This is a genomic window from Novacetimonas hansenii JCM 7643 (genome assembly GCF_000964405.1).
In the GTDB taxonomy this organism is placed as follows: domain Bacteria; phylum Pseudomonadota; class Alphaproteobacteria; order Acetobacterales; family Acetobacteraceae; genus Novacetimonas; species Novacetimonas hansenii.
Window position 1 is genome coordinate 1 of sequence record NZ_BANE01000275.1, and the last position, 17,435, is coordinate 17,435.

Consider the following 17,435-nt stretch of genomic DNA (forward strand, 5'->3'; position numbering starts at 1 on the left):
CCAAAAACTTTTCTTGTTTTTTATCAATGACTTGTTTTCAAACACTCTCTTAGAACGACAGACGGAAGGCCCAGCTGAAATTAATAATTTTTGTGGGATTGTCCCCAATAATTTCAAAAGGCCATGTCTTCAGGCGCCTTTGGGAAAAAGCCTTTCCTGACACCGAAAACTTTTCTGTATTTACACACCGTTTCCCGGGCGGGCCTTTCATGCCATCAGACACCCCCATGCGCGCGCCCGATCCAGCCTTGACCACCGCCGACATACAACCCGTGATCCGGCGCGCCATTGCCCATCTGTGCGGACAGCATGACTGGGCGGTGCTGCACGAAATGCCCCTGCCAAACCGGCGGCGCGCGGATGTCATGGCCCTCAGCCCGAACGGGCAGTTCACCTGTATCGAGATCAAATCCGGATTGCCCGATTTCCGCGGCGACCTGAAATGGCCGGAATATCGCCCGTGGTGCGACGCATTCTATTTCGCGGTGCCACAGACCTTCCCACAAGAGGTTCTGCCACAGGATGTCGGCATCATGACCGTCGATGTCCCCATGATGGCTGGGTTCAGGCATATGATTGCCGATGCCGCCATCATGCGTCCCGCCCCGCACCACCCATTACAGGCGGCACGACGGCGCAGCGTAACACACCGTTTCGCCATGCTGGCGGCGCAGAGGCTGAACCGGATGGAAGACCCCGCACTGGCCACGGTGCTACACACGGCACTACGTTCGGAATGACAGGTCCAAAACTGCCGCGCGGTAACGCAGTAAAAGTAAGAAAGGAAAGCCCATGTCCACTCCCATTCTTTACCGGTTCGAAGCCGCCCGTTCGGTCGTGCGCGACGCCGCCGCCCTTGCGATGAAAATGCGCCCTGCCCCCGGCGGCCCGCAGGCCACACAGAAGGCTGCCCAGGACTGGCTGACTGAAACCGATGGCGCAGTGGAAGCCCTGATCTCCCAGCGGATTGGCGAGATGTTTCCCGAGGATGGGTTCCAGGGCGAAGAAGAGGGACGCACCCGCACCGGCAGCCTGCGATGGGTGGTCGATCCGATTGACGGGACATCCAATTACGCGCGCGGGCGCAACCGCTGGTGCATTTCCCTTGGCCTGATGGACGGCGACACCCCCATCGCGGGCATTATCGAGGCCCCGGCCCTGGGGGAAACCTATACCGCGATACGTGGCCATGGGGCATTCCTGAACGGGCGGCGTATCCATGCTTCCCCCGTATCGGACACCGCCAGTTCCCTGATCGAGATGGGATGGAGCAACCGCGTCGGGCCCGGTGTGTTCCAGCAGAAGATTGATGCCATCCTGGGCCTTGGCGCAATGCCACGTTCCGGCGGGTCCGGGGCCATTGCCCTGGCCGAAGTCGCATGTGGGCGGCAGGACGGCTATCTGGAGATGAGCATCAACCTGTGGGATGTCGCCGCCGCCCTCGTCCTGCTGGAGGAAGCGGGCGCGCGCGTGTCGCCGTTCCTGCGTGATGGCGGGTTGGAAGGGGATGCGACCATCCTTGCCGCGGCGCCGCATATTGCCGATGCACTGTCACGCGCGGTTGGCGTATCCATGGATTGATGGGCGTCGAACATTGACATAACCAACCATCATTCGGCCATGAAAGCGGGCCATGTCCCATCATGGGGTGGGACAGGCCCGTTCATGCCACGGTCCGGCACGATCGAAAGGGAGCACAAGGCGTGCGTAACGGTTTCTTCGTCAAAAGTTTAATGGCCGCAGCCCTGCTTGCGCTGCCCTGCAATGCCGCCATGGCCGCAACCGCGACCATGGAAAAGGAACAGAACCTTGTCGATAGGGCCACGCTGGCGGTACGGGACATCTTTTCCGGGGCAAAATCCACCAGCAAAATCACCCGCTACCTTGCACAGGCACGCGGCGTGATCGTATGTCCGTCCGTCTTTCGCATGTCCATCGCCTTTGGCGGCGGCAGCGGTGGATGTGTCCTGCTGACACGTGATGCGCGTGGATCATGGTCCGACCCCGCGTTCTATACCATTGCAACCGCTAATTTCGGCCTGCAACTTGGCATGCAGGATGCCGAAATCATGATGTTCGTCATGACCGATAACGGTGTGCAATCGCTGCTCGACAGTCAATTCAAGTTCGGGGCCGATGCAGGGACATCCTTTGCATCCTCCGGTTCGGGAATCGAAAGTGGCACGGCAGGATCGCATAACACCGACATTATGGGCGTACAAAAATCAAAGGGCCTGTTCGCGGGCGCAGCCCTTGGCGGCTCCAAGCTAAAGGTCAACAGCCCCGCCAACCGGGCATATTACAGCCAGATCGTCGGGCCGGAAGACATCGTGATTTCCATGCGCGTCAACAATCCGGGTGCCGACCCCCTGCGCAGCGCGCTGAGCGAGGTCCTGACAACAGCGCAGGCCAATGTCCCCGCAGGCGCCAACGCAACCACGACCACCAGCCAGCCCGTCGCCCAACCCGCACAGGCAGGACAGGTCCACAGCCAGGATCTACCCAGCCAGTAAGCAGCGGGTCAATTGGCAAAAACAGGCGTTCATGGGCGCTGCCTTCGTCGAAAGGCAGCGCCCATGAAATCCCTGATTTTACATCATATCAATATGTTGCCCTGCAACGACATCGCAGGCCAGAATCTTCAGGGCCTGCCTGACATCTGATGCGCCCTGAATTCACTGACATGCCTGTTATGGTCGCCAAGGCTGCTGGCGAACTCATGCCCGCCATGACCATTGGCCACAAAATACAGCATCGTCCCGTCCGCCGGATGGGCCGCCGCCTCCAGCGCGGCAGCGCCGGGGGAACATATGGGACCGGGCGGCAACCCCGGTATGACATAGGTATTATAGGCCGTGGGCGTAATCAGATCCGTATGTGACAATGCATGCCCCAATGGGCCTGCCCCCTGGTTCAGGCCATAAACCACAGTCGGGTCCGATTGCAGCCGCATCCCCTGATGCAGGCGATTGAGAAAGACACGCGCCACCATCGGCCGTTCCTCAGGCAGGGCGGTTTCGCGTTCAACCATGGAAGCCAGAACCAGCAGCGCCTGCGGGTCCGCAATGACGGGATCGGGCACGCGCCCTTCCCATGCATGGGCCAGCGCACGCTTCATGGCGCGCTGCATACGCTCCAGCAAGGCCGCACGCCCCGTCCCCCATTCATAATCATAGGTCAGGGGCATCACACTCCCCTCCGCCGGGGGAATGAACGTCCCGTCCAGCGCGGGCGCATCCGACAGCAATGCTGCAATCTGCAGGGCCGAGCGTCCCTCTGGAATGGTCAGACGATGAATGACCGGTCTGCCATGACGCAATACAAACAGAACCTGCTGCATCGACGCATGGGCGGGAAAGGTCAGTTCGGCGGCATGCAGCGCCCCGTCAGGACGGGTCAGGCGTACTGCAATACGAAAGACGGGATGTGTCCATGCATCATCGGGAAAGAGGCCCGCAGCCTGAAGCGAGGCATAGGCACTGCCTTCGCCCCCTTTGGCCACCACAACCACACGCGCATCAGGCAACGGCCCAGGGCGGGTGAATACCCATGACCCGAACCCGATACCCACCAGCCCCGACAGAACCAGAACAAGAAAAACAAGACCCAGTCCGGCCAGAACCTTACGCACGTTACCCCTTTCGCGTCATCTCCGCCCGGCAGGGCTTTTCAGGCCCAGTGGTCAGACACCACGCAGGATGATGCTGGCGTTTGTCCCGCCAAAGCCGAAACTGTTGGACAGGATGGTGTCAATGCGACGTTCCTGCGCTTCATGCGCGACGCGGTCGATCACACTCTCACGCGATGGGTTGTCAAGATTGAGCGTGGGCGGCGCGACGTTATCGCGAATCGCAAGGATGGAATAAATCGCCTCCACCGCGCCAGCCGCCCCCAGCAGATGCCCGATGGCCGACTTGGTGGACGACATCGCAAGCTTGCGCCCATCATCGCCAAACAGGCGCTCAACCGCCTCAAGCTCCAGATCATCTGCCATGGTGGAGGTGCCATGTGCATTGACATACTGGATATCGGCAGGCGTCAGGCCAGCACTGCGCAATGCCCCCTGCATGGCGCGGAACGCGCCATCATGGCCGGCTGCGGGCGCGGTGATGTGGTGGGCGTCGCCCGACATCCCGTATCCCACGACCTCGGCATAGATTTTTGCGCCACGTGCCTTGGCGTGTTCATATTCTTCCAGAACGACAATGCCCGCACCTTCGCCCATGACGAACCCGTCACGGTCGCGATCCCACGGGCGGGATGCCTTGGCAGGGGTGTCGTTGAAATGGGTGGACAGGGCCTTTGCGGAACAGAATCCGGCGATGCCGAGTTCACACACGGCGGCTTCCGCGCCGCCCGCGACCATGACATCGGCATCGCCCAGCATGATCATGCGCGAGGCATCGCCGATCGCATGCACACCGGTGGCGCAGGCCGTCACCACGGAATGGTTCGGCCCCTTGAAACCGTATTTGATGGAGACATGCCCCGACACAAGGTTAATCAGCGCGGAAGGAATGAAGAAGGGCGACAGGCGTCGCGCGCGACCTTCCTTTACCGTGACCGATGCCTCGTAAATGGTCTGTAGACCGCCAATCCCGGAGCCGATCATGACACCGGTGCGGCAGCGGTCTTCCTCGGACTCAGGCTTCCAGCCCGAATCCTCGACCGCCTCGGTTGCTGCCACCAGACCCAGATGGATGAAGCGATCCATCTTTTTCTGGTCCTTGACAGGAACCCAGTCAGAAAGAGTCAGGCAATTATCTTCGGTGGGCCCGGTCGGAACCTCGCCTGCGACATGCGCCGGCAATCCTGACGGATCGAACGCGGAAATGTGGCCAAAGCCGTTTTCCCCCGCCACCAGACGTGACCAGTTATGTTCAATCCCCAGCCCGAGCGGACTGACGATGCCCATACCGGTCACAACAACGCGTCGCTGCTTCGACGCCAATCCGGCAGACTGTATCAACCCGACCTGCTCCCTGAATCCAACAATACCTGACTGTTTCTTTACTCAAGCCATGAAAGCCGCAATCGCAGCTCAGGCGGCCTTCTGCTTCTCGATGTAATCAATCGCGTCCTTGACGGTCGTGATCTTTTCCGCCGCATCTTCGGGGATCTCAACGCTGAAGGCTTCCTCGAACGCCATCACCAGTTCAACGGTGTCCAGGCTGTCGGCGCCCAGATCGTCGATGAAAGAGGCGTCCGGCGTCACCTTGCTTTCGTCAACACCAAGGTGTTCGACAACGATCTTCTTAACCTTATCGGCAATTTCGCTCATCTGTCTCTGCTTCCTGTCTGCCCCTGAAGAAACGGGCGGTTCGAAACTCATTCGTCCTGGTAACGTCCCGCAAACCGGAACTGCGGGAAAAGCGTCCGGCCCGCTTCGGACGAAGCTGCGGGCGATTAGCACGGTTTGCGTGTCCCCGCCAAGGCGATCATCGCATTTCCTTGCGCCAGCGACGCATCCTGTGGGGATACGCCGCCCCGTTCACCCTTCTTTTTTGCCACTTCTGGCCCGGTGTCCAGCGAAATTCTCTACATCCCGCCTCAGGACATCGCCATGCCGCCATTGACATGCAACGTAGCGCCCGTCACCCAGGCCGCCTGTGGTGATACAAGGTACACCACCGCAGAGGCAACATCATCGGGCTGTCCCATCCGGCCCAGAGGAATCGCGGAAACCAGCTTTTCCTTCTGCGCATCAGGCAGGACATCGGTCATCGCCGTCTGGATGAAGCCCGGCGCCACCACATTGACGGTCACGCCACGCGCGCCGGCTTCCTGCGCCATGGACTTGCTCATGCCGATCATGCCTGCCTTGGCGGCGGAATAGTTCACCTGCCCCGCATTGCCCGTCACCCCGACGACAGAGGCGATATTGACGATACGCCCGCTGCGGCGACGCAGCATCCCCTTGAGCGTCGCGCGCGACAGGCGGAACGGCGCCGACAGGTCCACATCCATGACGCGGCTCCAGTCCTCGTCCTTCATGCGAATCGCAAGCGTATCGCGTGTCAGCCCGGCATTGTTGACAAGGATATCAAGCGGCGCACCGGCTTTTTCCTCTGCCGTGGCGACCAGGACATCCGCCGCCGCCGCATCCGACAGGTCGGCGGTACAGACATGCAGCCGCCCTTCATCCGTGCCTGCGTCGCGCGCGATGGACGCCGCGACATCGCGCAGGACCTGTTCACGCGTGCCAGACAGGACAACACACGCCCCCTGCCCATGCAGCGCACGTGCGATCGCACTGCCGATTCCACCCGACGCCCCGGTTACAAGCGCCACCTTTCCATCAAGCCTGAACATATGAACAGCCATTTTCCTTGCTATTGGGATGGCGGCCCGCGCACCTGCCGGGCCGCCGCAACTGGTGCGCCTCAGCGCGCGGCCAGGAAAGCCTCGACATCCGCGGGGGTTCCGACCGAACATGTCGCCACATCGCCATTGATGCGCCGCACAAGGCCAGACAGGACCTTCCCCGCGCCGATTTCCACGAAACTGTCGACGCCCATCGCAACCATTGCCTCCACACTTTCACGCCAGCGTACGGTGCCCGTGACCTGCCGCACCAGCAGGTCGCGGATGGTGGCGGGGTCCGTCACCTTCGCCGCCGTCACGTTGGCAACGACCGGGATGACGGGGGGGCGGATATCCTCACGCGCCAGCGCATCGTGCATGGCCTCGGCCGCAGGTTCCATCAGGGAGCAGTGGAAGGGCGCGGAAACCGGCAACGCCAGCGCGCGCTTGACCTTACGTGCCTTGGCAATGGCGATCGCGCGTTCAATGGCTGCACTCTCACCCGCCACGACCACCTGGCCGCCGCCATTGTCATTGGCGATCTCGATCACCTCGTGCCGGTCGGGCCGGCCTTCTTCCTTTACAACCGCGGCTTCCTCGCAGATGGCACGGGCCTGTTCAAGGTCAACGCCGATCAGCGCGGCCATGCCCCCCCTGCCCACAGGAACCGCCTTCTGCATGGCCTGCCCACGCACACGCAGCAGGCGTGCCGCCTGCGTCAGGCCGAATGCCCCCACCGCCGCCAGGGCGGAATATTCGCCCAGCGAATGCCCCGCCACCAACGCGACCTGCGTGCGCAGATCCACACCGCCCTCGCGCTCCAGCACACGCAGCACGGCCAGAGAAACCGCCATCAACGCGGGCTGCGTGTTTTCCGTGCGGGTCAGCTCCTCGATCGGGCCTTCAAACATCAGTTTCGACAGATGCTGGCCCAGCGCATCGTCAACTTCCTGGAAAACTTCACGCGCGGGCGCGAACGCATCGGCAAGGTCGCGTCCCATCCCGACGGACTGGCTTCCCTGACCGGGGAAAATAAAGGCTTGCACAGGCATGGCTGTCGTGTCCCGCTTAATGTTCAAAAAATCCCTGCGGTGATGGCGGCACGACGCCCCCCCTGTCAATCATGAGGTGATGTCGCGCGTGCCCGCCGCACCAGCATCAGCAACACATCCCATGGCAGGGCCGCCCCTTCGCGCAAGCGCCAGAACCATCGTCGCGACACCGAACGCGCGGCCGGATGCCGTGGCGGTGGAACCCGCACCACACGCCACCGCGCAAGCGCCATCAACACCATGCAGCGCGGCAGGTGATAGGCACTGCTGGCGACGGCCACCGGCCCGTCATGCCCGATTGCGCGCAACAGCCGCGAACATGCCAGCACCGAGTCCAGCGTATCGCGCGCCGTCTCCTCTGGCATGATGTCCCCATCCGCCACGCCAAGCTCACGCAGCAGCCCGGCCATGACCCGTGCTTCCGACGGCAGGCCGTCACGCGGGCCGCCTGTCGGGATCAGCAGGGGATTTTCACAATCGCGCGCGAACGACGCCGCCGCCTCCACCCGCAGGCGCAACGTGCGCGAGGGTGTCCCATCCGGGCGGACCCGCGCGCCGAAGATGACAATCGGCAGGCGGCGGCCAGCCCCCATCAGCGTGGGGCGCGCAACAAGACCCGGTTCAGCCCGGACAGGGTGGTAAACATCGTGCGCCAGATGGTTGCAAACCGCGCGGCAGAGATACCGCGCGTTTCCATGATGGCCGCAAGGTCGCCCACCGTACGTTCCCCGTCGATCAACGGCAGCAGTCCGCGCGTCTGCGGCGGCACCGCGACAGGCACCACCAGCGTGCCGAACGCGAAAGGCAGCCGGTCATCAGGCCCGATCTGTTTCGCAAGCTCGACACCGGGGATTTCACGCATTACCGGCACGGCATCACCGGCCATCGGGTCCGCGCGCGTTACCGGCGTGTCGGCACGGGTGACATACACCACATGTGTGGCCATGTTGCCCGCGATGTCCTCTGCCACGGCGGCGCGCTGACGTTCGGACATATCCTTCAGGCGCGCACGCAGGCGCGGATCGGGCAGCAGCAGCGCCGGATCGTAACGCAGCGGTTCCATCAGGCATGCAACCGCCAGCCCCGCCCGGTCCAGCAGGCCAAACAGCGCCGTGACGTCATACGCCCTGTCACGTGGATTGAGCAGCAGGTCATAAAGCCCGGCATCCCCGCCCGTCAGATGATCGCCAAAGTTGGTGTTCTGGCGCAGCCATGCGGTTGTCGGCAGATGGCGCATGACCCGCCGCGCCACATCCAGCCTGCGCACGGGTGCTTCCTCCAACGGGGCCAGGCGCGCCAATGCATCTTGCAGCATATACACGCCGGTCCGGCCATAAGGCGCATAGACCATAAGCCCCATGCCGCCCCCCGGCACCAGCATCCGCGCAAGGCATGACAGCACCGCATCAGGGTCCGGCAAATGATGCAGCACCCCACAGCAGTCGATGTAATCGAACAGGCCAAGGTCCAGCGCATCCAGATGCGTCAGGTCCCCCGGCACGAAACGGATATTGTCCAGCCCACGCGCCTGCGCGCGGTCACGCGCGATGCGCAGGGCGTGTTCCGAACGATCGACGCACACGACCTCGCCCGGGCGTTCATCACGCGACATGTGGGTGGCCAGCATGATGGCCCCATCCCCCGTGCCACACCCCGCGACCAGCGCACGCAATGGCTGCGAACGCGCGCGGGTCGCACCAAACACCCAGTAGTCGATTTCACGCAGATGGCTGGGGCTGCCGATCAGCAGCCGCCGCGTCTCGTCCCGCGGGTCACGCTCGGGATAGGGATAGGCCTCGTACTGGGCCGCCAGCCCCCCGTCACGCGCATCGCCACCGCCGGTCACGTCCATCCCGCCCTCAGCGCGGCAGCAGCTTGCCGCGCTGCCAGGCTTCGGCGGCGGCATCTGCGCTCATATCCTCGACCCGCATGGCGTGGTCAAGCGCGCTGACCACCTTGTTACCCAGCGTCAGTTCGTCGAGTTCGTCGAGCATGTCGCTGTCAAGGTCCGCCCGCACCGCACGGCGCACCAGCATCCGCGCCGTCTGCGCCGTGCCCAGCGCGCCCTTGGGGTCCAGCAGCGGCGTCAGGCTGGTGCTGCCATAATGCAGGAAATTCGGCTGCCACAGGGCGATGACCGCCGGTTCGCCGGCCTTGATCGCCTGATCGGCATACTGCATCGCCTCCGCATCGGGGCGGGCCGCAATGGTAAAACCATGTTCCGTCAGGTTATAGGCCGCAACGCCCTGGCGCACCCGGTCCAGAACGGACTGCGCCGCCACGATTTCACGGTTTACATCATGGCCATCCGCGGCCAGTTCGGCGATGGAGGTCAGGCCCATGGCGGCAGCCGTGGGCAGGTACCAGCCGAATTCAGGCCGATACAGATCGCCAAGCGGTTCCATCCCCAGCGCCGGGTCAAGATAGGCCGCATCCACATCGGGCAGCCATGCGGACACAAACAGGTCGATATCGCCATTACGCATGTGCGCCATCAACGCCTCATGCGTGGCGGGAACATATTCGATTTCCAGCTCATAGGCTTCGAGCACACGCGCGACGGCGGCGGCCGTGGCCTCGTGCAGTGTTTCGTCCAGGTGTCCAAGCGTGACCGATGTCATGCGAATTCTCCATTCTGGCGGGTGCGTTCCTGACGGGCGCACATGATCGGCACACGCGCGACACTCCCGAACCCCGATATGTCAGCCCCCGTCCCGCACGGGCCGGAGGCCATCTTCATCCCTGCTGCTGCGTCATGCCCGGTCGTATGACCGCCGCGCGGCGCGTGCGCTGCGCCTGATGCGCAGGCAGCGCATAATCGAACACCAGCACCCCGATGATATAGGGTGCGGCGAATTTCTTGAACGCTTCGTGCGCGGGATCGAAATAGGCAGGATCGCTGACCACCGGCTTTCCAACATAGTAATTGCGATCACCTTCGGAATTGAAGGTCACGACAAACCCCTGCCCAAAGCCCTGATCCACGCCCTCACCACTCATCTGCACGCCGGTCTCGATATCTGCGATGACCTGCTGCCCATTGTCACGCCGCGATACCTGCCCCAACGCCATAAACCTGCGCACGACTTCGGCGCGCTGGGCATCGGTGATGGTCGGCAAGAAGCGCATCAGCACGATATGGCGGACCTTGCCGGGATGGAAATCGGGCGCGGTAAAGGCCCGCAGCCCGATCTGCGCCGCCTGCAGGCGCACCGCCCGTGCTTCTTCCCCCAGTTCGGGGGCCGCGGGGCCACCGACGGGCAAGGGCCCGGTCGGCACGGCGGGCCCAGGCGCGGGCACAGGCACAGGCCGTGCCGCGACAGCCGGGGCAGATACGCCAGCCGACACACCACCGGACATGCCTGCTGTGGCACCTGCGGATTGTGCAGCGGGAGCGGTGGCAGCCACAGCCTCAGGCGCCGCCACAGGGACAGATACGCCCGGCACAGGCGTCACAGGAGCATGCGCGGCGGCAGAAGTCTCCGGCACATCGGCGTGGGCCTGCGCAAGGGGGGCGATCACCGGAACCCCGCCGGACAGGATCGCGCCAGACAGGACCACGCCCAGCACAAGGCGCGGGGCCATGCCCGCCACCGACCCGCGTTCCGCCATGCGCCGATACCTTACCGTCATTCCGTCCCAGTCCCTTCTTGCCATGCGCCTCAGGTGGCCTCCGCCATGCGGGCAAATCTTTTCTGCTGCAATTTCAGCAGCCAGTAAAACACGCGTGCAATGACCGCATGAAGCCTTCCATGCGGGGCCCAACCTATCGTCTTGAGGATCATGCCCGTCACGCGGTTGGTATGGCGCGGCTGATAGACCTTGAGCGCGCGTGACATATACGCCGCAATACAGCGACGATGGTCATAGGGCTGCCCCGGCGCTTCATTGGTGGTGTGATAGGCGGAGGCAAGTTCGTCATCCTCGCTTTCGCCCACACGGCCAATCGCAATGCGCGCACGCTGCCATACACCCAGCTTCTCGCGCTCCAGATAACGGTGCATATGGTCATAAAACAGCTTGAAATGACGGTATTCATCGGCGGCGATCTGCTTGCACACCGCCTTGAGCACGGGCTCCTGCGTTGCATCGGCCAGCGCGGTATAAAAAGAAGACGTCCCCGTCTCCACCATACATCGCGCGATCAGTTCCCCTGTGCGCGATCCCCGGATGGAGGTATCGACATCAAGATCCAGCCGATACGAGTCCCGGTAGCGTTCAAAGGCATGCATGTAATCCCATGACGGGTCCGCCAGCATCGCCCACCGGCCCAGCGCATCGCCATGCTGCACCTCCTCATGCGCCCACCTGTCGGCCGCCTGGCGAAAATCGGGATCATCCGCAAAAACGTTTTTCAGATATGCGGCGTAATCAACTCCGTTACGCTCCACCACCGACGCGGCCTTGACGAGGGGAATGATCTCCGGATTTACCAGTGACGGGTCAAACCCGTCCCAGTCCATCTGTTCAATGCGCCAGTGTTTCATCGCAATCCGTTACTCTCGCATAAACTCCGTCAGCCCCACCGGGACATGTCATTACGCCGCACGACATGGCACATGTTTCGCCATTACGCCAAGCCCGCGTATCATGGATCGTTGTAAAACCACGCATGGATCGTGTACGCCTCATTACGCATACAACAAGAAAAACGACAGATTGGGTCGCAACATGAACATTCACGAATATCAGGCCAAGGCGCTGCTGCGTTCGTTCGGCATGCCCGTGCCTGACGGTCGTGTCGCCACCTCTGCCGAAGATGCGGTCAGCGCCGCGCGCGAGCTTGCGGCGCCCCTGACCGTGGTCAAGGCGCAGATCCACGCAGGCGGCCGTGGCGCGGGCCATTTCGCCGGCGCCGGGGACGACAGGGGGGGCGTACGCCTGGCACGCACGGCCGAAGAGGCCGGGCATGCGGCCCGCGCCATGCTGGAACGCACGCTGGTCACGAAACAGACCGGGCCGCAGGGCAGGATTGTGCGCAAGGTATACATCGAATCGGGTTGTGACATCGCGCGTGAACTCTACCTCTCCCTCCTTGTCGACCGGGCCAATGGCCGCATCGCCGTGGTCGCGTCGTCCGAAGGCGGCATGGAGATCGAGGAAGTCGCCGCAGCCCACCCCGAACGTATCCTCAAGGCTGTGATCGACCCGGCCCTTGGCCTTTGCGATTACCAGTCGCGCGACCTTGCGGTGAAACTCGACCTGACGGGACGTTCCATCCGCGCGTTCCAAAATGTCGTGCGCGCCGCCTATGACGCGTTCTGCGGGCTTGATGCCGCCATCGTGGAAATCAACCCCCTGATCGTCACCGGATCGGGCGACCTTCTGGCGCTCGACGCCAAGATGTCCTTTGATGACAGCGCGCTTTACCGCCACCCCCACCTTGCCGAACTGCGTGACGAGGATGAGGAAGACCCGCGTGAGCGGGAGGCCGCGCGCCACGGGCTGGCATATGTCGGGCTCGACGGATCTATCGGCTGCATGGTCAACGGCGCGGGCCTGGCGATGGCGACGATGGACATCATCAAGATGGAAGGCGAATCGCCTGCCAACTTCCTTGATGTCGGCGGCGGGGCGACGACGGAACGCGTGGCCGCGGCCTTTCGCATCCTGATGTCGGACCGCAACGTGCGCGGTATCCTGGTCAACATCTTTGGCGGCATCATGCGCTGCGACGTGATCGCAGAGGCCATCATCGCCGCATCGCGTGACACCGGCCTGAACGTGCCGCTGGTGGTGCGCCTTGCGGGCACCAACGTCGAACGCGGGCGCGCCCTTCTGGCCGAATCCGGCCTGACCATCATTCCCGCCGACGACCTGGGCGATGCCGCCCGCAAGATCGTCGCAGCCGTTCGCACCGCCGGAGCAGCCTGATGTCCATTCTTGTCAACAGTTCAACCAAGGTCATTACACAGGGCTTCACCGGCGCACAGGGTACGTTCCATACCGAACAGGCCATCGCCTATGGCACCCGCATGGTTGGCGGTGTCACGCCCGGCAAGGGCGGGGAAGTCCATCTGGGCCTGCCGGTATTCGACACGGTGGCCCAGGCGCGCGAGGCAACCGGCGCCGACGCCTCGGTCATCTATGTGCCGCCCGCCGGTGCGGCCGATGCGATACTGGAGGCGATTGCGGCTGAAATCCCGCTGATCGTGTGTATCACCGAAGGTATTCCCGTCCTGGACATGGTGCGGGTGCGCATGGCGCTGGAACGTTCATCAAGCCTGCTGGTCGGCCCGAACTGCCCCGGTGTCATCACGCCCGGTGAATGCAAGATCGGGATCATGCCCGGCCCCATCCACCGCCGTGGCCATGTGGGCATCGTCTCGCGCTCCGGCACGCTGACATACGAAGCCGTGGCCCAGACCTCGGCCATCGGGCAGGGGCAGAGCACCTGCGTCGGCATTGGCGGCGACCCGGTCAAGGGTATGGATTTCACCGATGTGCTGGAACGCCTGATCGCGGACCCCGACACCCATTCGATCGTCATGATCGGTGAAATCGGCGGCACATCGGAAATCGAGGGCGCGGAACTGATCCGTGCAAGCGGCACGAAAAAGCCGGTCGTCGGCTTCATCGCCGGGGCGACCGCACCACCGGGCCGCCGGATGGGCCATGCGGGCGCGGTCATCACGGGGGGGCACGAAACCGCCGCCGCCAAGATCGAGGCCATGCGCGAGGCCGGTATCCATATCAGCGCAAGCCCGGCAGAGCTGGGCACCACGCTGGCGCGTATCCTGGGCTGACACCCCACGGGGGACGCATGGGCGTCCCCCACACCGGCCACACGCCAAAAAATATCCGGCACCGCCGCGCAGTCCGTGACAAGGAACGGCATTGTATGGCAGATGCTGCTTTTCATAACCCCTGAACCGTCCGAGGATCCCGCCAGATGTCCGATGGCATTATCGCGGCCACCATGCCGCATGCGACCACAACGCCGGTCCCGCCGCCGCCATCAATCAGGACCGACTGGACCCGCGACGAGGTCGCAGCCCTGATTGCCCTGCCATTCCCTGAACTGCTGTTTCGCGCGCAGGCGGTCCATCGCGAACATTTCGACCCGACAGAAATGCAGATTTCCACCCTGCTGTCGATCAAGACAGGCGGCTGTCCCGAGGACTGCGCCTACTGTCCGCAAAGCGCCCTGCACGAGGATGGCGGCGTCAAGGCCAGCCGCCTGATGGCCGTGGAAACCGTCATGAAGGAAGCCCGCGCCGCGCGTGACGCGGGGGCTGCGCGTTTCTGCATGGGGGCGGCATGGCGTTCGCCCAAGGAACATGATCTGGAAACCGTGTGCGCCATGGTCGAAGGCGTGAAAAGCCTGGGCATGGAAACCTGCGTGACGCTGGGGATGCTCGACAATGCACAGGCGCACCGCCTGCGTGACGCGGGGCTGGATTACTATAACCACAACATCGACACCTCCCCTGAATATTATGGGGAGATCATCAGCACCCGCACCTATCAGGACCGTCTGGATACGTTGTCGAACGTGCGCGATGCGGGCATCAATGTCTGCTGTGGCGGGATTGTCGGCATGGGCGAGGACGAAAACGACCGCGCGGGCCTGATCGCGACACTGGCGAGCATGCCGCGACATCCCGAAAGCGTGCCGATCAACATGCTTGTCCGTGTCGAGGGCACGCCATTGGCGGCGAAGGACACCGATACAGTCGATCCCATCGAATTCGTGCGCATCATCGCCGCCGCGCGCATCACCATGCCCACCAGCCGTGTCCGTCTGGCCGCGGGACGCGAGGACATGAATGACGAGGCACAGACGCTGTGTTTCCTCGCGGGGGCGAACTCCATTTTTTATGGCGAGAAACTGTTGACCACGCCCAACCCTGCCGCCAGCCGCGACATGCGCCTGCTGCAACGGCTGGGCATGCATACATCCGGCGCCTGAACGGCCCCGTCCACCCGCCTCCTTGCATCTGCGTCCATACAAGGTCACGTCGCGTCATGTCCTATACGGTAAAGGAGATATTTCCCACATTGCAGGGGGAAGGCAGCCAGGCCGGCCGGGCTGCTGTCTTCTGCCGCTTTGCGGGCTGCAACCTGTGGTCTGGCCGCGAAATTGACCGTGACGACGCGACGTGCCGGTTCTGTGACACAGACTTTATCGGCACGGATGGCATGGGAGGCGGGCGTTTTGCCGATGCCGCGTCGCTGGCCGATGCGATTGCCGCCGCATGGCCGGCCGCATCGCGCAGGGACGCCTTTGTCGTCTTTACGGGGGGAGAACCCCTGCTACAGCTGGATGCTGCGCTGGTTGCGGCGATGCATGCGCGGGGGTTTTTCATTGCCGTGGAAACCAACGGGACCATACGCGCGCCCGACGGGATCGACTGGATCTGCATGAGCCCCAAGGCAGGGGCGCCCCTGGTGCAGACGTCAGGGCATGAACTCAAACTGGTCTTTCCACAGCCTGACCTGATGCCCGAACAGGTGGCTGGGCTGGATTTCGCACAATTCTGGCTGCAACCGATGGATGGCCCGGAACGTGTGTCCAATACCAGCCACGCCGTGGAGTATTGCATGGCGCATCCGCAATGGCGGCTTTCGTTGCAGACACACAAGCTGATCGGGATTCCCTGACATGACCATTCCCGCAACTTCCGCCGCCGGGCCTTCGGGTGACAGCGCGCTTGTCGTCTTTTCGGGCGGTCAGGATTCGGCAACCTGTCTGGCATGGGCGCTATCGCGCTTTGCGCATGTCGAAACGCTGGGCTTCGATTACGGGCAGCGCCACAGCGTCGAACTGTCCTGCCGCGCGGCGCTGCGTGACGGGATGGCGCGGCTTGACCCCGCATGGGCGGCGCGGCTTGGCCCGGACCATACGCTCTCGCTTGACGCGCTGGGCGCGGTCTCGGATACGGCCCTGACGCGCGAGGCCGAGATTACGTTGGGGGAAAACGGGCTGCCCACGACATTCGTGCCGGGACGCAATATCATTTTCCTGACCTTTGCCGCCGCTCTTGCCGCGCGCCGCAACGCGCGCCACATCGTCACCGGCGTGTGCGAGACGGATTATTCAGGCTATCCCGACTGTCGCGACGATACGATCAAGGCATTGCAGGTGACACTCAACCTCGGCATGGCCAGCCGACTGGTGCTGCATACGCCGCTGATGTGGATCGACAAGGCACAGACATGGCTGATGGCCCAGGAGCTGGGCGGTGATGCGCTGGTCGGGTTGATCAATCGTGAAAGCCATAGCTGCTACCTCGGCACACGCGGGGTCATGCATCCATGGGGGCATGGGTGCGGCACATGCCCCGCCTGCCAGTTGCGACGCGCGGGGTGGGAACGTTTCAGGGCCATGACACAGGGCCATGACATCTGATGCTTGAACTGGTCTTTACCCGACGTTTCTGCATGGCGCACCGGCTGCTGTCGGGGGAAAGCGAGCGTTGCACCCTGCCCCATGGGCATAATGAATATGTCCGTGTAACCCTGCGCCCGACCCGTCCCGATCGCCTTGATGGGACGCAGAACATGGTCGTCCCCTTCCACCGTGCCAAGGGGACATGGCATGCCTTTGTCGATAACAGCCTCGACCACGCCTTCCAGCTTGGCGAGGGCGATCCGCTGCTGTCATGGTTCCGCGCGCATGAACCCGAACGCGCAGGCCGGATTGTCGTCACCCCCGGTGATCCCACGACAGAGTTGATGGCGTGCCTGATGATGGCAAAGCTCAATGCCTTTCTGCATGCCGATGGGGATCTGCTGACCTGTGCGGAAATTGTGCTTGAGGAAACGCCAACCAATACCGTGCGCTATGCTGGTGATCCGCTGCTGATGTTACCCACCCCCCGCCCACCGCAGGAATGCTGGTGGCGACGCGCGGATATGAGCATTGCGGACACCTGAATAGAATTCACGACAACTGACTGGAATTATTATATTTTCTTATACGACATTATAATATCATTGCGTTTTTAACCCAGAAGCTACGCGGATGCTTGATTTCCCGTGACGCTTCTCCTCCCGCCAAGGCATGGCATCCTGTCGTTTCTTCGTTTAAAGACTGTTTGAAAAGTCAGGCTTGATAACATACTGAAATTATAAAGG

At 62.8% G+C, this 17,435-nt stretch carries 19 protein-coding genes; 9 read left to right on the plus strand and 10 right to left on the minus strand.

Annotated elements, in window-relative coordinates; all coding sequences use genetic code 11:
- The first annotated feature begins 209 nt into the window (after window positions 1-209).
- The 3 genes from B7G66_RS14515 (at window position 210) to B7G66_RS14525 (ending at window position 2,513) form a co-directional block, all read left to right on the plus strand.
- Entirely contained in the window at window positions 210-740 is a 531-nt protein-coding gene (locus B7G66_RS14515) for an MmcB family DNA repair protein (RefSeq protein ID WP_231106233.1), read from the plus strand.
- 52 nt (window positions 741-792) lie between these two features.
- Complete coding sequence (locus B7G66_RS14520) at window positions 793-1,581, plus strand: inositol monophosphatase family protein (protein WP_048859330.1); 789 nt, start codon at window positions 793-795, stop codon at window positions 1,579-1,581.
- 122 nt (window positions 1,582-1,703) lie between these two features.
- Window positions 1,704-2,513, plus strand: coding sequence for a lipid-binding SYLF domain-containing protein (locus B7G66_RS14525; protein ID WP_040510522.1), 810 nt, complete (start codon window positions 1,704-1,706; stop codon window positions 2,511-2,513).
- A 128-nt stretch (window positions 2,514-2,641) separates the two neighbouring features.
- Here the strand turns inward: B7G66_RS14525 and mltG are convergent, their stop codons facing one another.
- The 10 genes from mltG to B7G66_RS14575 form a co-directional block, all read right to left on the minus strand.
- Entirely contained in the window at window positions 2,642-3,631 is a 990-nt protein-coding gene (gene mltG / locus B7G66_RS14530) for an endolytic transglycosylase MltG (protein WP_003618481.1), read from the minus strand.
- Between the two features lie 51 nt (window positions 3,632-3,682).
- Entirely contained in the window at window positions 3,683-4,969 is a 1,287-nt protein-coding gene (gene fabF / locus B7G66_RS14535) for a beta-ketoacyl-ACP synthase II (RefSeq protein WP_003618478.1), read from the minus strand.
- A gap of 72 nt (window positions 4,970-5,041) precedes the next feature.
- Window positions 5,042-5,281 (minus strand): acyl carrier protein, encoded by a 240-nt coding sequence (locus B7G66_RS14540; RefSeq protein WP_003618476.1) that lies wholly within the window; start codon window positions 5,279-5,281, stop codon window positions 5,042-5,044.
- Between the two features lie 269 nt (window positions 5,282-5,550).
- Window positions 5,551-6,312: a 3-oxoacyl-[acyl-carrier-protein] reductase gene (gene fabG / locus B7G66_RS14545; protein WP_003618465.1), complete on the minus strand. Its 762-nt coding sequence runs from the start codon at window positions 6,310-6,312 to the stop codon at window positions 5,551-5,553.
- Window positions 6,313-6,383: 71 nt separating this feature from the next.
- Window positions 6,384-7,355, minus strand: a complete 972-nt coding sequence (fabD, locus tag B7G66_RS14550; protein ID WP_075632075.1) for an ACP S-malonyltransferase — start codon at window positions 7,353-7,355, stop codon at window positions 6,384-6,386.
- A 65-nt stretch (window positions 7,356-7,420) separates the two neighbouring features.
- Window positions 7,421-7,948: a YdcF family protein gene (locus B7G66_RS14555; protein WP_003618462.1), complete on the minus strand. Its 528-nt coding sequence runs from the start codon at window positions 7,946-7,948 to the stop codon at window positions 7,421-7,423.
- Complete coding sequence (locus B7G66_RS14560; protein WP_048859331.1) at window positions 7,948-9,207, minus strand: class I SAM-dependent methyltransferase; 1,260 nt, start codon at window positions 9,205-9,207, stop codon at window positions 7,948-7,950. The genes B7G66_RS14555 and B7G66_RS14560 overlap by 1 nt, the downstream gene beginning before the upstream one ends.
- A 7-nt stretch (window positions 9,208-9,214) precedes the next feature.
- Entirely contained in the window at window positions 9,215-9,976 is a 762-nt protein-coding gene (locus tag B7G66_RS14565; protein WP_003618459.1) for a glycine betaine ABC transporter substrate-binding protein, read from the minus strand.
- 115 nt (window positions 9,977-10,091) lie between these two features.
- Window positions 10,092-10,988, minus strand: coding sequence for a Dabb family protein (locus B7G66_RS14570; RefSeq protein WP_231106234.1), 897 nt, complete (start codon window positions 10,986-10,988; stop codon window positions 10,092-10,094).
- A gap of 29 nt (window positions 10,989-11,017) precedes the next feature.
- Entirely contained in the window at window positions 11,018-11,842 is an 825-nt protein-coding gene (locus tag B7G66_RS14575) for an acyl-ACP desaturase (protein WP_003618454.1), read from the minus strand.
- 184 nt (window positions 11,843-12,026) lie between these two features.
- Here B7G66_RS14575 and sucC point away from each other — a divergent pair, with 184 nt between their 5' ends.
- The 6 genes from sucC to B7G66_RS14605 all read left to right on the plus strand — a co-directional run bounded on the left by sucC (window position 12,027) and on the right by B7G66_RS14605 (window position 17,234).
- On the plus strand, window positions 12,027-13,229 hold the full coding sequence (gene sucC / locus B7G66_RS14580) for an ADP-forming succinate--CoA ligase subunit beta (protein ID WP_003618452.1): 1,203 nt from the start codon (window positions 12,027-12,029) through the stop codon (window positions 13,227-13,229).
- A complete protein-coding gene (sucD, locus tag B7G66_RS14585) occupies window positions 13,229-14,101 on the plus strand; it encodes a succinate--CoA ligase subunit alpha (protein WP_003618449.1) in 873 nt (290 codons plus the stop codon). The genes sucC and sucD overlap by 1 nt, the downstream gene beginning before the upstream one ends.
- A gap of 173 nt (window positions 14,102-14,274) precedes the next feature.
- Window positions 14,275-15,267, plus strand: coding sequence for a biotin synthase BioB (bioB, locus tag B7G66_RS14590; RefSeq protein WP_371861395.1), 993 nt, complete (start codon window positions 14,275-14,277; stop codon window positions 15,265-15,267).
- A gap of 56 nt (window positions 15,268-15,323) precedes the next feature.
- The gene (gene queE, locus B7G66_RS14595) at window positions 15,324-15,959 is read left to right on the plus strand and encodes a 7-carboxy-7-deazaguanine synthase (RefSeq protein WP_003618446.1); all 636 of its coding nucleotides are present in this window, start codon (window positions 15,324-15,326) and stop codon (window positions 15,957-15,959) included.
- Between the two features lies 1 nt (window position 15,960).
- Window positions 15,961-16,707 carry a 7-cyano-7-deazaguanine synthase QueC gene (gene queC, locus B7G66_RS14600; RefSeq protein WP_003618445.1) on the plus strand — a complete coding sequence of 249 codons (747 nt, stop codon included), beginning with the start codon at window positions 15,961-15,963 and terminating at the stop codon, window positions 16,705-16,707.
- The gene (locus tag B7G66_RS14605; RefSeq protein ID WP_003618443.1) at window positions 16,707-17,234 is read left to right on the plus strand and encodes a 6-pyruvoyl trahydropterin synthase family protein; all 528 of its coding nucleotides are present in this window, start codon (window positions 16,707-16,709) and stop codon (window positions 17,232-17,234) included. Before queC ends, B7G66_RS14605 begins: the two co-directional genes overlap by 1 nt.
- The last annotated feature ends 201 nt before the right edge of the window (window positions 17,235-17,435 follow it).

What these genes read in the sequence shown, in the direction of transcription:
- B7G66_RS14515 (WP_231106233.1), top strand. Translation starts at nt 210, where the DNA reads ATGCCATCAGACACCCCCATGCGCGCGCCCGATCCAGCCTTGACCACC.
- B7G66_RS14520 (WP_048859330.1), top strand. Translation starts at nt 793, where the DNA reads ATGTCCACTCCCATTCTTTACCGGTTCGAAGCCGCCCGTTCGGTCGTG.
- B7G66_RS14540 (WP_003618476.1), bottom strand. Translation starts at nt 5,281, where the DNA reads ATGAGCGAAATTGCCGATAAGGTTAAGAAGATCGTTGTCGAACACCTT.
- fabG (WP_003618465.1), bottom strand. Translation starts at nt 6,312, where the DNA reads ATGTTCAGGCTTGATGGAAAGGTGGCGCTTGTAACCGGGGCGTCGGGT.
- fabD (WP_075632075.1), bottom strand. Translation starts at nt 7,355, where the DNA reads ATGCCTGTGCAAGCCTTTATTTTCCCCGGTCAGGGAAGCCAGTCCGTC.
- B7G66_RS14555 (WP_003618462.1), bottom strand. Translation starts at nt 7,948, where the DNA reads ATGGGGGCTGGCCGCCGCCTGCCGATTGTCATCTTCGGCGCGCGGGTC.
- B7G66_RS14560 (WP_048859331.1), bottom strand. Translation starts at nt 9,207, where the DNA reads ATGGACGTGACCGGCGGTGGCGATGCGCGTGACGGGGGGCTGGCGGCC.
- B7G66_RS14565 (WP_003618459.1), bottom strand. Translation starts at nt 9,976, where the DNA reads ATGACATCGGTCACGCTTGGACACCTGGACGAAACACTGCACGAGGCC.
- B7G66_RS14570 (WP_231106234.1), bottom strand. Translation starts at nt 10,988, where the DNA reads ATGACGGTAAGGTATCGGCGCATGGCGGAACGCGGGTCGGTGGCGGGC.
- B7G66_RS14575 (WP_003618454.1), bottom strand. Translation starts at nt 11,842, where the DNA reads ATGAAACACTGGCGCATTGAACAGATGGACTGGGACGGGTTTGACCCG.
- sucC (WP_003618452.1), top strand. Translation starts at nt 12,027, where the DNA reads ATGAACATTCACGAATATCAGGCCAAGGCGCTGCTGCGTTCGTTCGGC.
- sucD (WP_003618449.1), top strand. Translation starts at nt 13,229, where the DNA reads ATGTCCATTCTTGTCAACAGTTCAACCAAGGTCATTACACAGGGCTTC.
- bioB (WP_371861395.1), top strand. Translation starts at nt 14,275, where the DNA reads ATGCCGCATGCGACCACAACGCCGGTCCCGCCGCCGCCATCAATCAGG.
- queE (WP_003618446.1), top strand. Translation starts at nt 15,324, where the DNA reads ATGTCCTATACGGTAAAGGAGATATTTCCCACATTGCAGGGGGAAGGC.
- queC (WP_003618445.1), top strand. Translation starts at nt 15,961, where the DNA reads ATGACCATTCCCGCAACTTCCGCCGCCGGGCCTTCGGGTGACAGCGCG.
- B7G66_RS14605 (WP_003618443.1), top strand. Translation starts at nt 16,707, where the DNA reads ATGCTTGAACTGGTCTTTACCCGACGTTTCTGCATGGCGCACCGGCTG.